17 protein-coding genes are annotated in these 18473 nt (G+C 57.6%); 10 read left to right on the forward strand and 7 right to left on the reverse strand.

The features are described from left to right. The first annotated feature begins 161 nt into the window (after positions 1 to 161). Entirely contained in the window at positions 162 to 1349 is a 1188-nt protein-coding gene (metC, locus tag ACOTZD_RS06365; RefSeq protein ID WP_003862484.1) for a cystathionine beta-lyase, read from the forward strand. A 142-nt stretch (positions 1350 to 1491) separates the two neighbouring features. Continuing rightward, on the forward strand, positions 1492 to 2151 hold the full coding sequence (gene yghB, locus ACOTZD_RS06370; protein ID WP_023314846.1) for a DedA family general envelope maintenance protein YghB: 660 nt from the start codon (positions 1492 to 1494) through the stop codon (positions 2149 to 2151). A 43-nt stretch (positions 2152 to 2194) separates the two neighbouring features. Here yghB and ACOTZD_RS06375 read toward each other — a convergent pair whose 3' ends face one another. After that, the gene (locus tag ACOTZD_RS06375; RefSeq protein ID WP_032660319.1) at positions 2195 to 3094 is read right to left on the reverse strand and encodes an AraC family transcriptional regulator; all 900 of its coding nucleotides are present in this window, start codon (positions 3092 to 3094) and stop codon (positions 2195 to 2197) included. 195 nt (positions 3095 to 3289) lie between these two features. Here ACOTZD_RS06375 and yqhD point away from each other — a divergent pair, with 195 nt between their 5' ends. Next, positions 3290 to 4453, forward strand: coding sequence for an alcohol dehydrogenase (yqhD, locus tag ACOTZD_RS06380; RefSeq protein ID WP_003862492.1), 1164 nt, complete (start codon positions 3290 to 3292; stop codon positions 4451 to 4453). Positions 4454 to 4558: 105 nt separating this feature from the next. Continuing rightward, the gene (gene dkgA, locus ACOTZD_RS06385) at positions 4559 to 5386 is read left to right on the forward strand and encodes a 2,5-didehydrogluconate reductase DkgA (RefSeq protein ID WP_174402429.1); all 828 of its coding nucleotides are present in this window, start codon (positions 4559 to 4561) and stop codon (positions 5384 to 5386) included. An 86-nt stretch (positions 5387 to 5472) separates the two neighbouring features. Here the strand turns inward: dkgA and ACOTZD_RS06390 are convergent, their stop codons facing one another. The 5 genes from ACOTZD_RS06390 to ACOTZD_RS06410 all read right to left on the reverse strand — a co-directional run bounded on the left by ACOTZD_RS06390 (position 5473) and on the right by ACOTZD_RS06410 (position 12930). Further along, positions 5473 to 7647, reverse strand: a complete 2175-nt coding sequence (locus tag ACOTZD_RS06390; RefSeq protein WP_023323746.1) for a YgiQ family radical SAM protein — start codon at positions 7645 to 7647, stop codon at positions 5473 to 5475. A 130-nt stretch (positions 7648 to 7777) separates the two neighbouring features. Further along, a complete protein-coding gene (ftsP, locus tag ACOTZD_RS06395) occupies positions 7778 to 9190 on the reverse strand; it encodes a cell division protein FtsP (RefSeq protein ID WP_003862496.1) in 1413 nt (470 codons plus the stop codon). A gap of 61 nt (positions 9191 to 9251) precedes the next feature. Beyond that, positions 9252 to 9989, reverse strand: coding sequence for a 1-acylglycerol-3-phosphate O-acyltransferase (gene plsC / locus ACOTZD_RS06400; protein WP_003862497.1), 738 nt, complete (start codon positions 9987 to 9989; stop codon positions 9252 to 9254). A gap of 162 nt (positions 9990 to 10151) precedes the next feature. Beyond that, a complete protein-coding gene (gene parC, locus ACOTZD_RS06405) occupies positions 10152 to 12410 on the reverse strand; it encodes a DNA topoisomerase IV subunit A (protein ID WP_003862499.1) in 2259 nt (752 codons plus the stop codon). Between the two features lie 118 nt (positions 12411 to 12528). Next, complete coding sequence (locus tag ACOTZD_RS06410; protein ID WP_003862501.1) at positions 12529 to 12930, reverse strand: YgiW/YdeI family stress tolerance OB fold protein; 402 nt, start codon at positions 12928 to 12930, stop codon at positions 12529 to 12531. A 139-nt stretch (positions 12931 to 13069) separates the two neighbouring features. Between ACOTZD_RS06410 and qseB the strand changes: the two genes are divergently transcribed. The 6 genes from qseB to ACOTZD_RS06440 all read left to right on the forward strand — a co-directional run bounded on the left by qseB (position 13070) and on the right by ACOTZD_RS06440 (position 17265). Then, the gene (qseB, locus tag ACOTZD_RS06415) at positions 13070 to 13729 is read left to right on the forward strand and encodes a quorum sensing response regulator transcription factor QseB (RefSeq protein ID WP_023323747.1); all 660 of its coding nucleotides are present in this window, start codon (positions 13070 to 13072) and stop codon (positions 13727 to 13729) included. Beyond that, complete coding sequence (gene qseC / locus ACOTZD_RS06420) at positions 13726 to 15075, forward strand: quorum sensing histidine kinase QseC (protein WP_174402461.1); 1350 nt, start codon at positions 13726 to 13728, stop codon at positions 15073 to 15075. Before qseB ends, qseC begins: the two co-directional genes overlap by 4 nt. A 103-nt stretch (positions 15076 to 15178) precedes the next feature. Beyond that, a complete protein-coding gene (locus ACOTZD_RS06425; RefSeq protein WP_032607911.1) occupies positions 15179 to 15760 on the forward strand; it encodes an NAD(P)H-dependent oxidoreductase in 582 nt (193 codons plus the stop codon). A 30-nt stretch (positions 15761 to 15790) separates the two neighbouring features. Further along, entirely contained in the window at positions 15791 to 16105 is a 315-nt protein-coding gene (locus ACOTZD_RS06430; RefSeq protein ID WP_003862506.1) for a putative quinol monooxygenase, read from the forward strand. 152 nt (positions 16106 to 16257) lie between these two features. Continuing rightward, positions 16258 to 16698: a peptidoglycan-binding protein LysM gene (gene lysM / locus ACOTZD_RS06435; protein ID WP_421636259.1), complete on the forward strand. Its 441-nt coding sequence runs from the start codon at positions 16258 to 16260 to the stop codon at positions 16696 to 16698. A 39-nt stretch (positions 16699 to 16737) separates the two neighbouring features. Next, positions 16738 to 17265 (forward strand): hypothetical protein, encoded by a 528-nt coding sequence (locus ACOTZD_RS06440; RefSeq protein WP_023314858.1) that lies wholly within the window; start codon positions 16738 to 16740, stop codon positions 17263 to 17265. Positions 17266 to 17277: 12 nt separating this feature from the next. Here the strand turns inward: ACOTZD_RS06440 and ACOTZD_RS06445 are convergent, their stop codons facing one another. Continuing rightward, positions 17278 to 18465, reverse strand: coding sequence for a glycoside hydrolase family 88 protein (locus ACOTZD_RS06445; protein ID WP_032660336.1), 1188 nt, complete (start codon positions 18463 to 18465; stop codon positions 17278 to 17280). Between the last annotated feature and the right edge of the window lie 8 nt (positions 18466 to 18473).

Raw genomic sequence — 18473 nt, forward strand, 5'->3', positions numbered from 1 at the left:
AGTGCCGTAATTTTCGCTCACTTTCCTTGCGCTTACGCAGTAAAAATTTCTTATGCGAATTTTTGATAATATTTTCTGCTTATTCGATAAGCATCCGGATGCACATTCTGACAATCGTGGTAGTCTGGACGTCCAGACGTATAAAAATAGGGTTAGCGAACATGACTAAAAAGCAGCTTGAGACCACGCTGGTGCAGGCAGGACGCAGTAAGAAATACACTCAGGGCTCGGTCAACAGCGTGATCCAGCGCGCCTCCTCGCTGGTGTTTGATACCGTTGAAGATAAAAAAATCGCTACGCGTAATCGCGCGAAGGGCGGGCTGTTTTACGGTCGTCGTGGCACGTTAACCCATTTCTCGTTGCAGGAAGCCATGTGCGAACTGGAGGGCGGCGCGGGCTGCGCGCTGTTCCCGTGCGGCGCGGCGGCGGTCGCCAATACCATTCTGGCGTTTGTGGAACAGGGTGACCACGTCCTGATGACCAATACCGCTTACGAGCCAAGCCAGGACTTCTGCACCAAAATACTCAGCAAGCTCGGCGTCACCACCAGCTGGTTCGATCCGCTGATTGGGGCCGGTATTGCCGGGCTTATTCAGCCCAACACGCGCGTTGTGTTCCTGGAATCTCCCGGCTCCATCACCATGGAAGTGCATGACGTCCCGGCCATCGTGAAGGCGGTGCGCAGCATAGCGCCGGAAGCGATCATCATGATCGACAACACCTGGGCGGCAGGTGTGCTGTTTAAAGCCCTGGAATTTGACATCGATATCTCCATTCAGGCGGCGACCAAATACCTGATTGGCCATTCCGACGGCATGATCGGTACGGCGGTATCTAACGCCCGCTGCTGGGATCAATTGCGTGAAAACGCCTACCTGATGGGCCAGATGGTGGATGCCGATACCGCCTACATGACCAGCCGGGGCATCCGTACGCTCGGCGTGCGTCTGCGTCAGCATCACGAAAGCAGCCTGCAAATTGCACAGTGGCTGGCGCTGCATCCGCAGGTGGAGCGCGTTAACCATCCGGCGCTGCCGGGCAGCAAAGGCCATGAATACTGGCAACGTGACTTTACGGGCAGCAGCGGGTTGTTCTCATTTGTACTTAAAAAGCGCCTGAATGACGCCGAACTGGCAAGCTATCTGGATAACTTTACCCTCTTCAGCATGGCCTATTCATGGGGTGGGTTTGAATCGCTGATCCTGCCCAACCAGCCGGAGCAGATTGCGGCCCTGCGCCCGGGCGGCGAGGTGGACTTCGAAGGGACCTTAATCCGCCTGCATATCGGGCTGGAAAATGTGGACGATTTAATTGCGGATTTATCGGCAGGATTTGAGCGCATCGTGTAAAGTGCTGACTGAAATGTACTCCCCGGACGCAATTCTGAACACCGCAAGCAGAAAAGTCTGTATGAGATGCGCCTGCGATCAACCCCGACAGGCAAAATTGGGAGTACAATAGCGTTATATCTGCTGTTCCACAGGAAAGTCCATGGCTGTTATTCAAAATATCATCACGGCGCTCTGGCAACACGATTTTGCCGCGCTGGCGGACCCGCATGTCGTCGGGATTGTCTATTTCGTGATGTTCGCGACGCTGTTTCTGGAAAATGGATTACTGCCAGCCTCATTTTTACCCGGTGACAGCCTGCTCCTGCTCGCAGGGGCGTTAATCGGCAAGGGCGTGATGGACTTCGCACCGACAATGGTGATCCTCACCTCTGCGGCCAGTCTCGGCTGTTGGCTGAGCTACCTGCAAGGGCGCTGGCTTGGAAACACCCGCGTGGTGAAAGGCTGGCTGGCACAGCTGCCGCATAAATATCACCAGCGCGCCACCTGCATGTTTGACCGCCACGGCCTGCTGGCGTTACTTGCCGGGCGTTTTCTGGCGTTTGTTCGCACCCTGTTGCCTACCATGGCGGGTATTTCAGGCCTCCCTAACCGCCGCTTCCAGTTCTTCAACTGGCTGAGCGCTCTGCTCTGGGTGGGCGTGGTCACCACGCTCGGCTACGCGCTGAATATGATCCCCTTTGTTAAGCACCATGAAGACCAGGTGATGACGTTCCTGATGGTGCTGCCGATCTTCCTGCTGGTTGCGGGCCTGGTCGGCACAATCGCGGTGGTGATTAAGAAGAAGTATTGCAGCGCCTGATACCCCATCCTGATTCTCTTCCCGCGGGGAGAGAATCAAAAGCCTAAGCGCCCTGCATCGTTCTGATGCGCGACGCATCTTCCCCCGGCGTGACGCCGAAGTAGCGCTTAAACTCCCGACTAAACTGCGACGCGCTTTCATACCCAACCCGCATCGCCGCGGCGCTGGCCTTCATGCCATCGTGGATCATCAGCATCCGCGCCTTATGTAGACGGTAGGTTTTGAGGTACTGCAACGGCGACGTGCTGGTGACGGATTTAAAGTTATGGTGAAACGCCGAGACGCTCATATTGGCTTCCGCCGCCAGCTGGTCAACGCTGAGGTTTTCCGTGTACTGGCTCTCAATGCGCTTCAGCACGCGGCTAATCAGGCTGAAGTGCGTTTGCCGGCTTACCAGCGCCAGCAGCGCCCCGCCGCCCGGTCCCAGCAGCACATGGTAAAGAATTTCTCGGATAATCTGCTTTCCGAGAATACGCGCATCCAGAGGCCTTTCCATCACGTCTAACAGGCGTTCAATCGCGCAGAGAATTTCCTCCGATAGGGTCGCGGAGTTGATACCGCTTGCCGCCATCGACGGCCGGAAAAGTTCGTCCTCCCCAATATCCATCAGCAGCTCCTGCAACTGGAGGATGTCGACGTTGACGCGGATCCCGGCCAGCGGTACCTCCTCTGTCGCGAAAGTTTCACATTCGAAGGGTAAAGGTACTGTCAGAAGCAGATATTCATTGGTGTCGTAACGGAACACGCGCTCATTGATATAGCCAATCTTATGGCCAGAAAAGAGAAACACGATGCCGGGCTGATACATCACCGGGGTGCGCGTCCCGGGCTGGGTACCGTACAGCAATCGAATATCCGGCAACAGCTCAGCCGAATCATTTCCGTTATCAATCAGTCTTTTAATCTGCGACGTTAGCTGGCGGCAGATGGCATCACGGTTCATTTTCAGTTACTCCGGGTACGGTTTCCGACGCTGACAGTGTGCGCATTTTCTTACCGTTTCTCCAGCGCGCTGTAGAAATGGGCAAGACATCGGCAGGAATGTGCATTGAGAGGATAGCGCCTGCCCGCCACAATGAGCAGCATCAGGTTGCCTTCTGCGCCACCACGATTTTTTACCCACTACAGGGAACAAGCCATGAACAACTTTAATCTTCATACCCCAACCCGCATTCTGTTTGGTAAAAACGCTATCGCTGACCTGCGCGCGCAAATCCCGACGGACGCCCGCGTCCTGATTACCTACGGCGGCGGCAGCGTGAAAAAAACCGGCGTACTGGATCAGGTGTACAGCGCTCTGGAAGGTCTGGACGTGCGCGAGTTCGGCGGTATCGAGCCTAACCCGTCTTATGAAACGCTGATGAACGCGGTAAAAATCGCCCGCGAGGAGCAGATCACCTTCCTGCTGGCGGTGGGCGGCGGTTCCGTGCTGGACGGCACCAAATTCATCGCGGCGGCGGCCCATTACGCTGACGGCATCGACCCGTGGCATATTCTGGAAACGGGCGGCAGCGACATCAGCAGTGCGATCCCGATGGGCTCCGTGCTGACGCTGCCGGCCACCGGATCAGAGTCCAACAAAGGCGCGGTCATCTCCCGTAAAACCACCGGTGACAAGCAGGCCTTTATGAACGAACACGTTCAGCCCGTGTTCGCGATCCTCGATCCGGTTTACACCTATACCCTGCCTGCGCGTCAGGTGGCGAACGGCGTGGTCGACGCCTTTGTTCACACCGTTGAGCAGTACGTTACTTACCCGGTAAACGCCAAAATTCAGGATCGTTTCGCGGAAGGCATTCTGCTGACGCTGATTGAAGAAGGTCCGAAAGCGCTGAAAGAGCCTGAAAACTACGACGTGCGTGCCAACGTGATGTGGGCAGCCACCCAGGCGCTGAACGGCCTGATCGGCGCAGGCGTGCCGCAGGACTGGGCTACCCACATGCTCGGCCACGAGCTGACGGCGATGCACGGCCTGGATCACGCCCAGACGCTGGCGGTGGTTCTGCCTGCGCTGTGGAACGAAAAACGTGACGCTAAACGCGCCAAACTGCTCCAGTACGCCGAACGCGTGTGGAACATCACCGACGGTTCCGACGATGCGCGTATCGATGCCGCGATTGAAGCCACCCGTCACTTCTTTGAAAGCCTGGGCGTGCCAACGCGTCTCTCTGGCTACGGCCTGGACGGCAGCTCCATCCCTGCCCTGCTGGCGAAACTGGAAGCACACGGTATGACGCAGATCGGCGAGCATGGCGACATCACCCTTGACGTCAGCCGTCGTATTTACGAAGCGGCACGCTAAGCGTTTTTAGGATCCTGACTTTCGTTTTTTGACATTTCGTCCAGACTTAATGCACATCACATCGTCGGAGGTTCCCTCCGGCGATGAGCACCTGAAGGAGGAAAAATGGCAAACCAAACCGTAATCAAGCTACAGGACGGCAACGTGATGCCCCAGCTGGGGCTAGGTGTATGGAAAGCCGGTAACGACGAGGTCGTCTCCGCCATTCATAAAGCCCTGGAAGTCGGCTATCGGTCCATCGATACCGCCGCCGCCTATAAAAACGAGGACGGCGTGGGAAAAGCGCTTGCCAGCGCCGGCGTTCCCCGGGATGAGCTTTTCATCACCACCAAGCTGTGGAACGACGATCAAAAGCGTCCCCGCGAATCGTTGCAGGAGAGTCTGGAGAAACTCCAGCTCGATTTCGTCGATCTTTATCTCATGCACTGGCCGGTACCGGCTATCGACCATTACGTTGATGCCTGGAAAGGGATGATTGAACTGCAAAAAGAGGGGCTGATAAAAAGCATCGGCGTCTGTAATTTCCAGGTTCATCATCTGCAACGCCTGATTGATGAAACGGGCGTCGCGCCGGTGATTAACCAGATTGAGCTGCACCCGCTGATGCAGCAGCGCCAGCTTCATTCATGGAACGCCACGCACAAGATCCAGACCGAATCCTGGAGCCCGCTGGCCCAGGGCGGCGAAGGGGTGTTTGACCAGAAAATCATCCGTGAACTGGCGGATAAGTACGGTAAAACCCCGGCGCAGATCGTCATTCGCTGGCATCTGGATAGCGGTCTGGTGGTGATCCCGAAATCGGTCACGCCATCGCGTATCGCCGAGAACTTCGACGTCTGGGATTTCCGCCTGGATAAAGACGAGCTGGGTGAAATTGCGAAGCTGGATCAGGGCAAGCGGCTTGGGCCGGACCCGGATCAGTTTGGCGGGTAATCCCCTCACCCTGCCCTCTCCCAGGAGGGGAGAGGGTTAGACCTGTAGACCCGGTAAGCGCAGCGCCACCGGGTATTGTTACAGGTTTAACCGGTCTTACGTTTTACGTTCTTCTTCGTTCCCGCAACACCATTCGAACGCTGATGCGCAATCGGGGTATGTTTGGTCAGCGCCGGGCGCGTGTTGCGGTTCTGGCGGCGCGCTTCGCGCATCTCTTCCAGCGTTGGCGCAGGCACCAGGCAATCACGACGCGAGCCGATCAGGTGCTTTTTCCCCATCTCTTCCAGCGCCTGGCGGATCAGCGGCCAGTTTTTGGGATCGTGATAGCGCAGCAGCGCTTTATGCAGACGGCGCTGTTTATCCCCTTTCGGCACCACCACGTCTTCGCTCTTATAACCAATCTTACTCAGCGGGTTTTTGCCGGTGTAATACATGGTCGTCGAGTTGGCGAGCGGCGACGGGTAGAAGTTCTGCACCTGATCCAGACGGAATCGACGCTGCTTCAGCCACAGCGCCAGATTCACCATGTCTTCATCACGGGTGCCGGGGTGTGCGGAGATGAAGTATGGGATCAGATACTGCTCTTTCCCCGCCTGTTTTGAGTAGGTGTCGAAGAGCTGTTTAAAGCGGTCGTAGCTGCCCATGCCCGGCTTCATCATTTTGGACAGCGGGCCTTCTTCGGTGTGCTCCGGGGCGATCTTCAGATACCCGCCCACGTGGTGCGTCGCCAGCTCTTTAATGTAGCGCGGATCTTCCACAGCGATGTCGTAACGCACGCCAGAGGCGATCAGGATCTTCTTGATGCCTTTCAGGTCACGGGCGCGACGGTAAAGGTTGATCGTCGGCTCGTGGTTGGTGTCCATATGCTCGCAAATGCTCGGATAGACGCAGGAGAGACGACGGCAGGTCTGCTCGGCGCGCGGCGATTTACAGCGCAGCATGTACATGTTGGCCGTTGGACCACCCAGATCGGAGATCACACCGGTAAAGCCCGGCACCGTGTCGCGAATGGCTTCGATCTCGTTAACAATCGACTCTTCGGAACGGCTCTGAATAATACGGCCTTCGTGTTCGGTGATCGAACAGAAGGAGCACCCGCCGAAGCAGCCGCGCATGATGTTGATCGAGAAACGAATCATCTCGTACGCCGGAATGCGGCTGCTGCCATATGACGGATGCGGTACACGCTTGTACGGCAGAGCAAACACGCTGTCCATCTCTTCGGTAGAGAGCGGGATCGCCGGCGGGTTAACCCAGATATAGCGCTCGCCGTGCTTTTGCATCAGCGCTCGCGCGCAGCCGGGGTTGGTTTCATGGTGTAAGATGCGCGACGCGTGGGCGTAGAGTACTTTATCGCTTTTTACTTTTTCGTAGGACGGCAGCAGCACATAGGTTTTTTCCCACGGCTTCGGACGCGGCGGCTGCACCACCACGGCCTTTGCTTCCGCTTTTTTTGGCTCAACCGGTTTGTTATCCGCGCACGGCAGATCGTCACCGTACGGATGCGGGATAGGATCGATTTTGCCCGGCATATCGATAATGCGGGAATCCACCCCGCTCCAGCCCGGCAGCGCCTCTTTCACCATGATCGCGGTGTTGCGCACGTCGCGGATCTCGCTGACCGCTTCGCCCTGCGCCAGACGGTGTGCCACCTCTACCAGCGGACGCTCACCGTTACCGAAGATCAGCATGTCGGCTTTCGAATCCACCAGCACCGAACGGCGCACGGTGTCGGACCAGTAGTCATAGTGTGCGGTACGGCGCAGGCTCGCTTCGATGCCGCCCAGGATCACCGGCACGTCTTTCCATGCTTCTTTGCATCGCTGGGTGTAGACGAGGGTCGCGCGGTCGGGACGTTTACCCGCCACGTTGTCAGCCGTATAAGCGTCGTCATGGCGCAGCTTACGGTCGGCGGTGTAGCGGTTGATCATGGAGTCCATGTTGCCCGCGGTCACGCCGAAGAACAGGTTCGGCTTGCCCAGACGCATAAAGTCGTCTTTGCTGTTCCAGTCAGGCTGGGAGATGATCCCCACGCGGAAGCCCTGGGCTTCAAGCATACGGCCGCAGATCGCCATGCCAAAGCTCGGGTGATCGACATACGCATCGCCCGTCACCAGAATGATATCGCAGCTGTCCCAGCCCAGTTGATCCATCTCTTCCCGGGACATCGGCAGGAACGGCGCCGGTCCAAAGCAGGCTGCCCAGTACTGGGGCCAGGAGAAGAGGTCGCGATCCGGCTGGATCAGGGAAATAGCGCTCATAATGCTTCCGAAGAAAAAATAGACAAAAGGAGCGGGATTATACGCTGGTTTACCGGGGGAAATGAAGGGGTATTGTGCGGGCTGTTGCCCTCACCCCAACCCTCTCCCACAGGGAGAGGGAGAAAGTGTTTTACGGTGCCGGATTCACCAGCATCTGCCCTACCGATCCCCTGTCCATCATCTCCAGGGTCTGGCTGTGGAACAGGAACGGGAAGTGCGGCCAGGAAGGCTGGCCGTAGTAGACGAGCAGTTCGACCTGGCCATCCACCCAGACGGTATCTTTCCAGCCCCTGTCTTCCGGGAACGGCATCGCCCCGTTGACGTTGCGGATCAGGAATGACACCCCTTCAATATGGAACGACTGCGGCATCTCCGAGCGGACGGTCCAGCGCTCCCAGGTTCCCTGCTGGGCGGTGATATCAATGCGGTTTACGTCCCACAGCGCGCCGTTGATGCCCGGATCGTCGCCAAGGCTGATATCGCGACTGCGTACTGCCGGGCCGGTCACAATTTCCTGCGGCAGCAGGCGCATCGGCAGGCTGTCGGTCACCAGCGGCAACAGGCCGGTCGGGCGCAGCGTCAGCACCAGCGTGGAGACCAGCACGCTCGACGGTTCAAAGAAGCCGCGAATACGGTCAACAATGCTTGCCGCTTCGCCGCAGGTCACGGACACTTCATCCCCGTTGGTCATATCCACGAGGATTTCACGACGTTCGCCTGGCGCCAGCGCCAGCTGCTTCACCGACACCGGCGCAGGTAATAACCCCTGATCGCCTGAAATCACGTGCAGCGCGCGGCCGTCGCTCATCTGCAACTGGTAGCGGCGCGAGTTAGAGGCATTCAGCAGACGCAGGCGCACCCAGCCACGAGACACTTCGACATACGGGCTTTGCGCGCCGTTAACCAGCAGCGTATCGCCCACAAAGCCACCGCTGCCCGGCTCGCTGTACTCCGGGGTACCAAAGTTATCCAGTCGCTTATCCTGAATAATGATCGGGAAATCATCGACGCCGTAGTGATTCGGGATCGGCAGCGTTTTACTGACCTCATCTTCAATCAGCCACATTCCGGCCAGGCCGTTGTAGACCTGCTGGGCGGTGCGGTTCGGGGTATTGGCGTGATACCACAATGTCGCCGCGCTCTGACGAATCGGGAGGACGGGCGCCCAGTCGGCATTCGGCGACATCATGCGTGCCGCGCCGCCAATCAGCGGCCCCGGCACCTGCAAACCACTGACGGTCATCGCGACATTTTCCGTCGTACGGTTACTGTAGATGAGCTTAACGTCATCGCCATTCCACACGCGAATGGTCGGCCCGAGGTAGCGTCCGTTAATGCCCCATACCTGCGCGCGCGTTCCCTGGGTAAAGGACCAGTGGCTACGCTGAAGCGTGAGGAATAGCGGCTGCCCGCGACGGGATTCAATCAACGGCGGAATAGGCAGCGGCTGTTGCTGCCCGGCGGCGCTGGCTGTCCGCGGTATCGCACCCGCACAAAGGGCGATACCCGAAGCCTGAATAAACTGACGCCGACTGAGTGACATATAAGCTCCATCTGAAACGACTAACAACGCGGGAATTCGTTTTCCCTTACACGACACCGGGTTAAATCTTACCGGCGGCTTCTCGCTCTGCAACTTCTTTATCGAGCTGCGCAATATGCTGAGCCATCAGCTCGCGGCAGTGCGTGGCCAGCTCGCGCACCTGGTCTTTACCGTATTTAGAGGTATCTACCGGCGGCAGCATTTCGACAATGACCAGTCCGTTATTCAGACGGTTAAGATTAATCTTATTCGATGTATTGGAAACACACACGGGAATAATTGGAACGCCAGCCGCAATTGCAGCATGAAACGCGCCGGTCTTGAACGGCAGCAGGCCGCGACCACGGCTGCGCGTCCCTTCCGGGAACATCCAGATGGAAATCCGGCGCTTTTTAAACTGATCCACCACTTCCGCAATGGTGCCATGCGCTTTGGCGCGGTTGTTGCGGTCAATCAGCAAGTTACCGGTGAGCCAGTACAGCTGGCCGAAAAAGGGGATCCACAGCAGGCTTTTTTTGCCCACGGTTACGGTCGGCGGAAGAACAATATTTGAGGCCGTCACCATATCGTAGTTGTTCTGATGGTTAGCGATATAGATGGCGTTACCGAAATTCTCCGCCCCTTCAGGCAGACGCTTTTCAACCTTCAGGCCAAACAGCGGCGCAAGACGACCAAACATGTGGCCAAACGTCGCGACATGCTTTGGGTTACGCGGGCTGAACAGGCAATAAATCGATCCGAAAATACAGACCAGAATGCAATAAATAACGGTAAGAATGAGACGAACAATGTATAGCATAGCGACCTCTGAAGCCCTGACAGCTGACAATTATACTTCACCTGTGGCCAGGTAAGGACTTTATTACGAGCGCGTATTGTTAATCGCAACGCACGAATTAACAACGTTTTTACGGGAAATTTTATGGTAATACCCCCTCCGGAAAGAGGGGGATGAAACAGGTTACTCTTCGCTGTCGTCCGCTTTGCTGCGCGCCGGCGAGTCAATCTCCACGCGGTCGATTCGCTGGAGGCCGCGCATCAGTGAGCCGCGACGTCCGCGCTCACCCACCACCTTCTGCAACTCTTCCGGACGCAGTTTGATTTTACGCTTGCCGACATGAATGGTCAGCGTGCTCTGCGGTGGCAGCAGGAAGAGATGCGCGAGGCTATCTTCGCCTTTTGCCGCTTCCGCTGACGGGATACTGATGATCTTGTTGCCCTTGCCTTTCGACAGCTCCGGCAAATCGCTGACCGGGAACATCAGCATACGTCCGGCAGCGGTGATCGCCAGCAGCATGTCGCTTTCGTTCTCGATGATCAGCGGCGGCATGACGTGTGCGTTATCCGGCAGGCTAATCAGCGCTTTACCGGCACGGTTACGCGACACCAGATCGTTGAAGGTACAGATAAAGCCGTAGCCCGCATCAGACGCCATCAGCAGTTTTTGATCGTCGGCTTCCATCAGCATATGCTCAACCGTGGCACCCGGCGGCAGCGTCAGCTTACCGGTGAGCGGTTCGCCCTGGCCGCGCGCAGACGGCAGCGTGATCGGGTCGATGGCGTAGCTGCGGCCCGTGGAGTCGATGAACGCCACCGGCTGGTTACTCTTGCCCTTCACCGCCGCCTTGAAGCTGTCACCGGATTTGTAGCTCAGACCCGGCGCGTCGATATCGTGGCCTTTGGCGCTACGCACCCAGCCGCTCTGGGAAAGCACAATGGTCACCGGCTCGGACGGCAGCATGTCGTGCTCGTTCATCGCCTTCGCCTCTTCGCGCTCGTGCAGCGGAGAACGACGGTCGTCGCCAAAGGCGTCGGCATCGGCCTGCAACTCTTTCTTCAGCAGGGTGTTCATCTTGCGCTCGGACGCCAGAATCGCCTGAAGCTGATCGCGCTCTTTTTCCAGCTCGTTCTGCTCGCCGCGGATCTTCATCTCTTCCAGTCTGGCGAGATGGCGCAATTTCAGTTCGAGGATCGCTTCGGCCTGGGTTTCGCTGATGCCAAAGCGCGACATCAGGGCAGGCTTAGGTTCATCCTCGGTACGAATGATCTCGATCACTTCGTCAATGTTGAGGAACGCCACCAGCAAACCTTCGAGGATATGCAGGCGCTTAAGCACTTTTTCCAGGCGATGGTTCAGACGACGGCGCACCGTATCGCGGCGGAAGGCCAGCCATTCGGTAAGGATCTCCAGCAGGTTTTTCACCGCCGGACGACCGTCCAGACCAATCATGTTCAGGTTGATGCGGTAGCTTTTTTCCAGATCGGTAGTGGCGAACAGGTGGTTCATCACCTGCTCCATGTCCACGCGGTTAGAACGCGGCACAATCACCAGACGGGTCGGGTTTTCGTGGTCCGATTCGTCGCGCAGGTCGTCCACCATCGGCAGCTTTTTATTGCGCATCTGGGAGGCGATCTGCTCCAGCACCTTCGCACCGGACACCTGGTGCGGCAGCGCGGTGATCACCACGGCACCATCCTCTTTATTCCACACCGCGCGCATGCGCACGGAGCCGCGACCGTTCTGGTAGATTTTGCGGATTTCCGCACGCGAGGTGATGATCTCGGCTTCGGTCGGATAGTCCGGCCCCTGCACGATATCCAGCAGATCGTCCAGCGAGGTTTTTGGCTGCTCAATCAGGGTGATGGCCGCTTTTGCCACTTCACGCAGGTTGTGCGGCGGAATGTCCGTCGCCATGCCCACGGCGATACCGGTCGTGCCGTTCAGCAGGATGTTCGGCAGACGCGCAGGCAGCATTTTCGGCTCCTGCATCGTACCGTCGAAGTTTGGCACCCAGTCGACCGTGCCCTGCCCCAGCTCGCCCAACAGCACTTCGGCATATTTAGACAGGCGAGATTCGGTATAACGCATTGCCGCGAAGGATTTCGGATCGTCCGGCGCCCCCCAGTTCCCCTGGCCATCCACCAGCGGATAGCGATAAGAAAACGGCTGGGCCATCAGCACCATCGCTTCATAGCAGGCGCTGTCGCCGTGCGGATGGTATTTACCCAGCACGTCGCCGACGGTACGGGCGGATTTCTTGAACTTGGCGGTAGCGTTCAGCCCCAGTTCGGACATCGCATAGACGATGCGGCGCTGAACGGGCTTCAGGCCATCCCCGATAAACGGCAACGCCCTGTCCATGATGACGTACATGGAGTAGTTCAGGTAGGCATTTTCCGTGAATTCATGTAGCGCGAGGCGCTCTGCCATATCGCTCATTACGTGTGATTCCTCAACTCAGAAACCGATGGGTTTCAGGCAATATTGCCGCAGATACTACCTCATCTGGCGAGTTGAGTCACAAAGAAAAAGGGCCGCTCATGCGGCCCTTTCCAGGTTATTTGTTCAGCTTGATAACCTGCTTCACGTCGATTTCAAACTCGTTCCAGTCTTTATCGATTTTACCCTGGAGTTCGACTTTATCCTGCGGCGTCACCGTCACGCCGTTCCAGCGCTTGTGGTCGATCTCCACCACCACCGTGCCGCTTTCATCGCGGAAGGTGTAACGGTCATCGGACAGGCGCTCGGTAATGTTCCCGCGCAGCTTCACCCAGGCATCGTCCTTCAGGTCTTTCACTTTAGCCGCGGTGGTGAGGTTGGCGTTGTTATCGACAAAGCCACCCTGCTGGGTTTGCGTCTGATTCTGTGTCGCAGATGGGCCAGAGAAGCCACCCTGTGCAGCAAAGACAGGGGCCGTGGTCATCATCATGATGGCAGCAATTGCAGCGAATTTTTTCATCTTTATCTCTCCCTTTAATGTCGTTTCACAATCCATTAAACAGGGTAAACCTTAACAACTTCTTAAGGGGAAAATTTATTTATTTTTACTGTACAGCAGGCGCTTGCAGAAGGTTTACTGACGGCATCAAGGAGGAAATATGCGCATTTTACTGGTAGAAGACGACAAGCTCATTGGCGACGGCATCAAAGCGGGCTTAAGCAAAATGGGCTTTAACGTGGACTGGTTTACCGACGGGAAAACCGGGCAGGCGGCCCTGTACACCGCGCCGTATGATGCCGTGGTGCTTGATCTGACGCTGCCGGAAATCGACGGGCTTGAGATCCTGCGCGCCTGGCGCGAAAGCGGAAAGAGCGAACCGGTGCTGATCCTGACCGCGCGGGATGCGCTGAATCAGCGCGTCGAAGGTTTACGCCTGGGGGCGGATGATTACCTGTGTAAGCCGTTCGCGCTGATTGAAGTGGCGGCCCGCCTCGAAGCGCTGGTACGCCGCAGCCACGGTCAGGCGCGCAGCGAGTTGCGTCACGGCAAGGTCACGCTCGATCCGGCAAGCCTTGTCGCCACGCTGGAGGGCGAAACGCTGGTGCTCAAACCCAAAGAGTTCGCCCTGCTGGAACTGCTGATGCGCAACGCGGGCCGCGTGCTGCCGCGCAAGGCCATCGAGGAGAAGCTCTACAACTGGGATGATGACGTCTCCAGCAACGCTGTCGAAGTCCACGTTCATCATTTACGCCGCAAGCTCGGCAGCGACTTTATCCGCACCGTGCACGGCATCGGTTATACCCTGGGTGACGCATGAAACTGACCCAACGCCTGAGCCTGAAGCTGCGCCTGACGCTCCTCTTTTTGCTGCTGTCCCTGGCGGCCTGGTTTGCCGCAAGCGTGGTGGCCTGGCACCAGACGACCGACAAGCTCGATAAGCTGTTCGATACCCAGCAGATGCTGTTTGCCAAACGGCTGCTGACGATGGACGTGGACGAACTTCGCGCCCCGGAACGCATGCGCGAGGTGCCGAAAAAAGCCAAACACGGCCATCTTGACGACGATGCGCTGGCCTTCGCAATCTTCACCGCCGACGGCAGCATGGTGCTTAACGACGGCGAAAACGGGCGCGACATACCTTACCTCTACCGCCGGGACGGGTTTGATGACGGTCGGTTGCAGGATGACAACGACGAATGGCGTTTCCTGTGGCTGACTTCTCCGGACGGGAAATACCGCGTGGTGGTTGGCCAGGAGTGGGAGTACCGACAGGATATGGCGCTGGACGTGGTCAGCTCGCAGCTGACGCCGTGGCTGGTGGCGCTGCCCATAATGCTGCTGTTGCTGATTGTTCTGCTGAGCCGGGAGCTGAAACCGCTGAAAAAGCTGGCGCAGACCCTGCGCTCGCGCTCCCCGGATGCGACCGATACGCTGCCCACCCACGGCGTGCCGACGGAGGTTCGCCCGCTGCTTGATGCGCTTAACCATCTTTTCGCCCGTACGCAGGAGATGATGGCCCGCGAGCGTCGCTTCACCTCGGATGCCGCCCATGAGTTGCGCAGCCCGCTGGCCGCGCTGAAGGTGCAAACCGACGTGGCGCAGCTTTCCCTTGACGATCCCGGGGCGCAGTCTAAAGCGCTGGGGCAATTGCATGCAGGCATCGACCGCGCCTCCCGGCTGGTGGACCAGCTTCTCACTCTGTCGCGCCTGGATTCACTGGATAATCTTGATGACGTCGAACCCGTGATGATGGCCGATTTGCTGCAATCTGCGGTGCTGGATATCTGGCATCCGGCGCAGCAGGCGGGCATTGATGTTCGGCTCAACGTTAATGCGCCCGAGGTGATGCGTCACGGACAGCCGCTACTGCTGAGTCTGCTGGCGCGAAACCTGCTGGACAACGCCGTTCGTTACAGCCCGCGCGGCAGCGTGGTGGACGTGACGCTGAACACCCAAAGCTTTACCGTGCGCGACAACGGCCCGGGCATTTCAACCGATGCGCTGACGCGTCTCGGCGAGCGCTTTTATCGTCCACCGGGCCAGGACGCCACTGGCAGCGGTCTGGGGTTGTCTATCGTCATGCGTATCGCGGCGTTGCACGGGATGCGCGTCTCGCTGGGCAATGCGCCGAAAGGGGGTTTTGCGGTGACCGTCAGCTGGTAAGATTATTGCGCTGAGCGCAAAAGACTTTGCACATTTTGCTTATTTTTCCGCTCCGTCCTCGCGCGTAGAATACCCGGCATACTCTCATCATCGAGGACAAATAATGAGCAACATTCTGATTATCAACGGCGCGAAAGAATTTGCGCACTCTAAAGGCCAGCTCAATGACACCCTGACCGAGGTCGCGGATGGTTTCCTGCGCGACGCCGGACATGATGTTAAGGTCGTGCGCGCGGACAGCGATTATGACGTGAAGGCCGAAGTGCAGAACTTCCTGTGGGCCGACGTGGTGATCTGGCAGATGCCGGGCTGGTGGATGGGCGCACCGTGGACCGTGAAAAAATACATGGACGATGTGTTTACCGAAGGTCACGGTTCGCTGTATGCCAGCGACGGCCGCACCCGCTCTGACGCGTCCAAAAAATACGGTTCCGGCGGTCTGATTCAGGGCAAAAAATATATGCTCTCCCTGACCTGGAACGCGCCGCTGGAAGCCTTCACCGAGAAAGATCAGTTCTTCGAAGGCGTGGGCGTAGACGGCGCGTATCTGCCGTTCCACAAGGCGAATCAGTTCCTGGGAATGGAGCCGCTGCCGACCTTTATCGTCAACGACGTAATTAAAATGCCGGACGTCCCGCGCTATATCGCAGAATATCGCAAGCATCTCGCGGAAATTTTTGCTTAACTGGTAGCCTGGAATTAGAAGGAGTTAATTATGCTTACCGTTATTGCTGAAATCCGTACGCGTCCTGGCCAACATCACCGCCAGGCAGTACTGGATGAGTTCGCGAAGATCATCCCGACCGTACTGAAAGAAGAAGGCTGCCACGGCTACGCGCCGATGGTAGACGCCGCCACAAGCGCAAGCTTCCAGGCGACCGCGCCAGACTCTATCATCATGGTGGAGCAGTGGGAAACCGTCGCGCACCTTGAAGCCCATTTGCAGACCGCGCATATGAAAGCGTGGAGCGACGCGGTGAAAGGGGACGTTCTGGAAACCCACATCCGTATTCTGGAGCAAGGGGTTTAAGTTCTGTGAAATTTGCCGGGTGGCACTACGTTTACCCGGCCTACAACTTTCCCCCGCAGGCCCGGTAAGCGTTAACGCCACCGGGCTTTTTTTATCACCTTACCGCTCAACTGCTATGCTTATTCTGACTTCATGTTTAACAGGAGGATGGAATGGGTCTTTTTAACTTCGTGAAAGAAGCAGGCGAAAAGCTTTGGGACAACCTGACCGATCATAAGGGTCAGAGCGACAAAATCACCGAGCACCTCAAGAAACTCAACATTCCCGGTTCCGATAAAGTTCAGGTTAACGTCACCGATGGCAAGGCCAGCGTAACGGGCGACGGGCTAACGCAGGAGCATAAAGAAAAAATCCAGGTCGCCGTCGGCAACATCGCAGGCGTCAGCGAGGTGGAGAACAACATCACCGCGACAGACGCCAAAGATGAAGCTACTTACTATACGGTGAAATCCGGCGATACCCTGAGCGCGATCTCTAAAACCGTGTACGGCGATGCCAATCAGTACAACAAGATCTTTGAGGCGAACCGCCCGATGCTCTCCAGCCCGGATAAAATTTATCCCGGCCAGACGCTGCGTATTCCTAAGGCATAACGTCTGAGGCTATTGGTTCACGTCGCGCAGAGGAACAGCATGAAAATCGCTTGTCTTGGCTGGGGCTCGTTAATCTGGAAAAGCGGCGCGCTACCGGTAGCCGGTGAGTGGCAAACCGACGGGCCATCACTGCCCGTCGAGTTCTGTCGGGTCAGTGATGGCGGTGAACTGGCGACCGCCATCTGTATGAATGCCCCTGCCGTGCCGGTGCTTTGGGCATGGCTGGAGGCCACAACGTTGAGCGTGGCCTGCCGCGCTTTGCGTGAGCGCGAAGCCATTCCCGAGGATCGCTGCGATGGCATTGGCTCGTTGCTAATCACCGGACGCGACACGGGTATCCTGACAACATGGGCCAGGGAGAAAGGTATTGAAGCGATCATCTGGACCGGGCTCCCGCCGAGAAGCGCGTCACAGGAAGGCAGGGTTCCTGCCGTGGACGAAGCCATCGCTTATCTCGACGGCCTCAGCGGAGAGACCCGCAGCCATGCGCGGGACTATATTTGCCGCGTGCCTGCCCAGCTTGATACGCCCTACCGGCGCGCCATTAAAGAGGTGCTTGGGTGGTGATACCGCTGCCCGTTACCAGTACAGCTTCCAGCTCTGGGTGAAGCGCACCAGCGCCTCGACGTAGAAGTAATCGCCCCAGCTCGCGCACTCATCCACGCCTTTATTGCTCGCCAGGTGATACACCGAGTGCTTAAGCAGCCCGTTGCCCTTCTCTTCTTTGCCCATCAGATAGTGCTTTGTCAGCGTGGACATAATCCCTTTCGCCCATTCGAGGTAACGTTCGCGATCCGGATCCGTGACCGGCAGGTGTTTTACCAGCTCCAGCAGCCCACATACCGCAATCGCCGCCGAGGAAGAGTCACGCAGCGCGTCGGTGCCCACCAGCGCCAGATCCCAGTGGCAGACGTAGTCTTCCGGAAGGCGATTGAGGAAGTAGTTCGCCAGCCGTTTTGACAGAGCGATCATCGTTTCGTCGCCGGTATAGATATAGCTCAGCAGGAAACCGTAAATGCCCCAAGCCTGCCCGCGCGACCAGCAGGAGTCGTCGGCGTAGCCCTGCTGGGTGTTGCCGTAGCGCGGTGCGCCGGTTGCTACATCCATATAGTAGGTGTGGAAGGTGGAGGCATCGTCACGAATGAGATACGTCGCCGCCTGCATGACGTGCGCTTTTGCGGCGTCGGCAAAGCGCGGATCGCCCGTCTGCTCTGTTGCCCAGTAGAGCAGCGGCAGGTTCATGTTGCAGTCGATGATCATTCGCCCGGCCTGCTCCGGATCGGAGAGATCGCCCCACGCCTGGATGATCTTCGCCTTCTCGTGGAAGCGTTCCAGCAGGGCTTCCGCCGCCAGCAGCGAGAAGCCGCGCGCCTCGCGGTTTCCGGTCAGCCGCCACGCGGCTACGCAGGAGAGCGTGTAAAGGAAGCCTAAATCGTGGGTATTGGTGTCGTTGCGCCCGGCGATGCGCAGGCCAAACGAGCGCACGTGTTTTTCCGCCATCGCACGGAATTTTTCCTCGCCGCTCATCTCCCACGCCAGCCACAGCTGCCCGGTCCAGAAGCTGGTGGTCCACTCCACGTTGTCAGTCAGCGGATAAAAACCGTTCTGGCAGGTTTCCGCCGGGAATTTGTCGCCGAACTCCGTTAAATGACGGCTAATCAGGTCCAGAACGTGGCTGCGCGCCGAATTCAGTTCATCGCTGAATGCGCGGGAGTCAACGGGCGCAGCGATAACAGGCAGACGTTCTTCTTTGATACGACTTAACATATTTCGGT

Source organism: Enterobacter cloacae complex sp. SHL022 (assembly GCF_049237785.1).
Classification (GTDB): Bacteria; Pseudomonadota; Gammaproteobacteria; order Enterobacterales; family Enterobacteriaceae; genus Enterobacter; species Enterobacter hormaechei_C.

Coding starts and splice junctions, on each gene's coding strand:
- metC (WP_003862484.1), top strand. CDS start 162: ATGACTAAAAAGCAGCTTGAGACCACGCTGGTGCAGGCAGGACGCAGT.
- yghB (WP_023314846.1), top strand. CDS start 1,492: ATGGCTGTTATTCAAAATATCATCACGGCGCTCTGGCAACACGATTTT.
- ACOTZD_RS06375 (WP_032660319.1), bottom strand. CDS start 3,094: ATGAACCGTGATGCCATCTGCCGCCAGCTAACGTCGCAGATTAAAAGA.
- yqhD (WP_003862492.1), top strand. CDS start 3,290: ATGAACAACTTTAATCTTCATACCCCAACCCGCATTCTGTTTGGTAAA.
- dkgA (WP_174402429.1), top strand. CDS start 4,559: ATGGCAAACCAAACCGTAATCAAGCTACAGGACGGCAACGTGATGCCC.
- ACOTZD_RS06390 (WP_023323746.1), bottom strand. CDS start 7,647: ATGAGCGCTATTTCCCTGATCCAGCCGGATCGCGACCTCTTCTCCTGG.
- ftsP (WP_003862496.1), bottom strand. CDS start 9,190: ATGTCACTCAGTCGGCGTCAGTTTATTCAGGCTTCGGGTATCGCCCTT.
- plsC (WP_003862497.1), bottom strand. CDS start 9,989: ATGCTATACATTGTTCGTCTCATTCTTACCGTTATTTATTGCATTCTG.
- parC (WP_003862499.1), bottom strand. CDS start 12,410: ATGAGCGATATGGCAGAGCGCCTCGCGCTACATGAATTCACGGAAAAT.
- ACOTZD_RS06410 (WP_003862501.1), bottom strand. CDS start 12,930: ATGAAAAAATTCGCTGCAATTGCTGCCATCATGATGATGACCACGGCC.
- qseB (WP_023323747.1), top strand. CDS start 13,070: ATGCGCATTTTACTGGTAGAAGACGACAAGCTCATTGGCGACGGCATC.
- qseC (WP_174402461.1), top strand. CDS start 13,726: ATGAAACTGACCCAACGCCTGAGCCTGAAGCTGCGCCTGACGCTCCTC.
- ACOTZD_RS06425 (WP_032607911.1), top strand. CDS start 15,179: ATGAGCAACATTCTGATTATCAACGGCGCGAAAGAATTTGCGCACTCT.
- ACOTZD_RS06430 (WP_003862506.1), top strand. CDS start 15,791: ATGCTTACCGTTATTGCTGAAATCCGTACGCGTCCTGGCCAACATCAC.
- lysM (WP_421636259.1), top strand. CDS start 16,258: ATGGGTCTTTTTAACTTCGTGAAAGAAGCAGGCGAAAAGCTTTGGGAC.
- ACOTZD_RS06440 (WP_023314858.1), top strand. CDS start 16,738: ATGAAAATCGCTTGTCTTGGCTGGGGCTCGTTAATCTGGAAAAGCGGC.
- ACOTZD_RS06445 (WP_032660336.1), bottom strand. CDS start 18,465: ATGTTAAGTCGTATCAAAGAAGAACGTCTGCCTGTTATCGCTGCGCCC.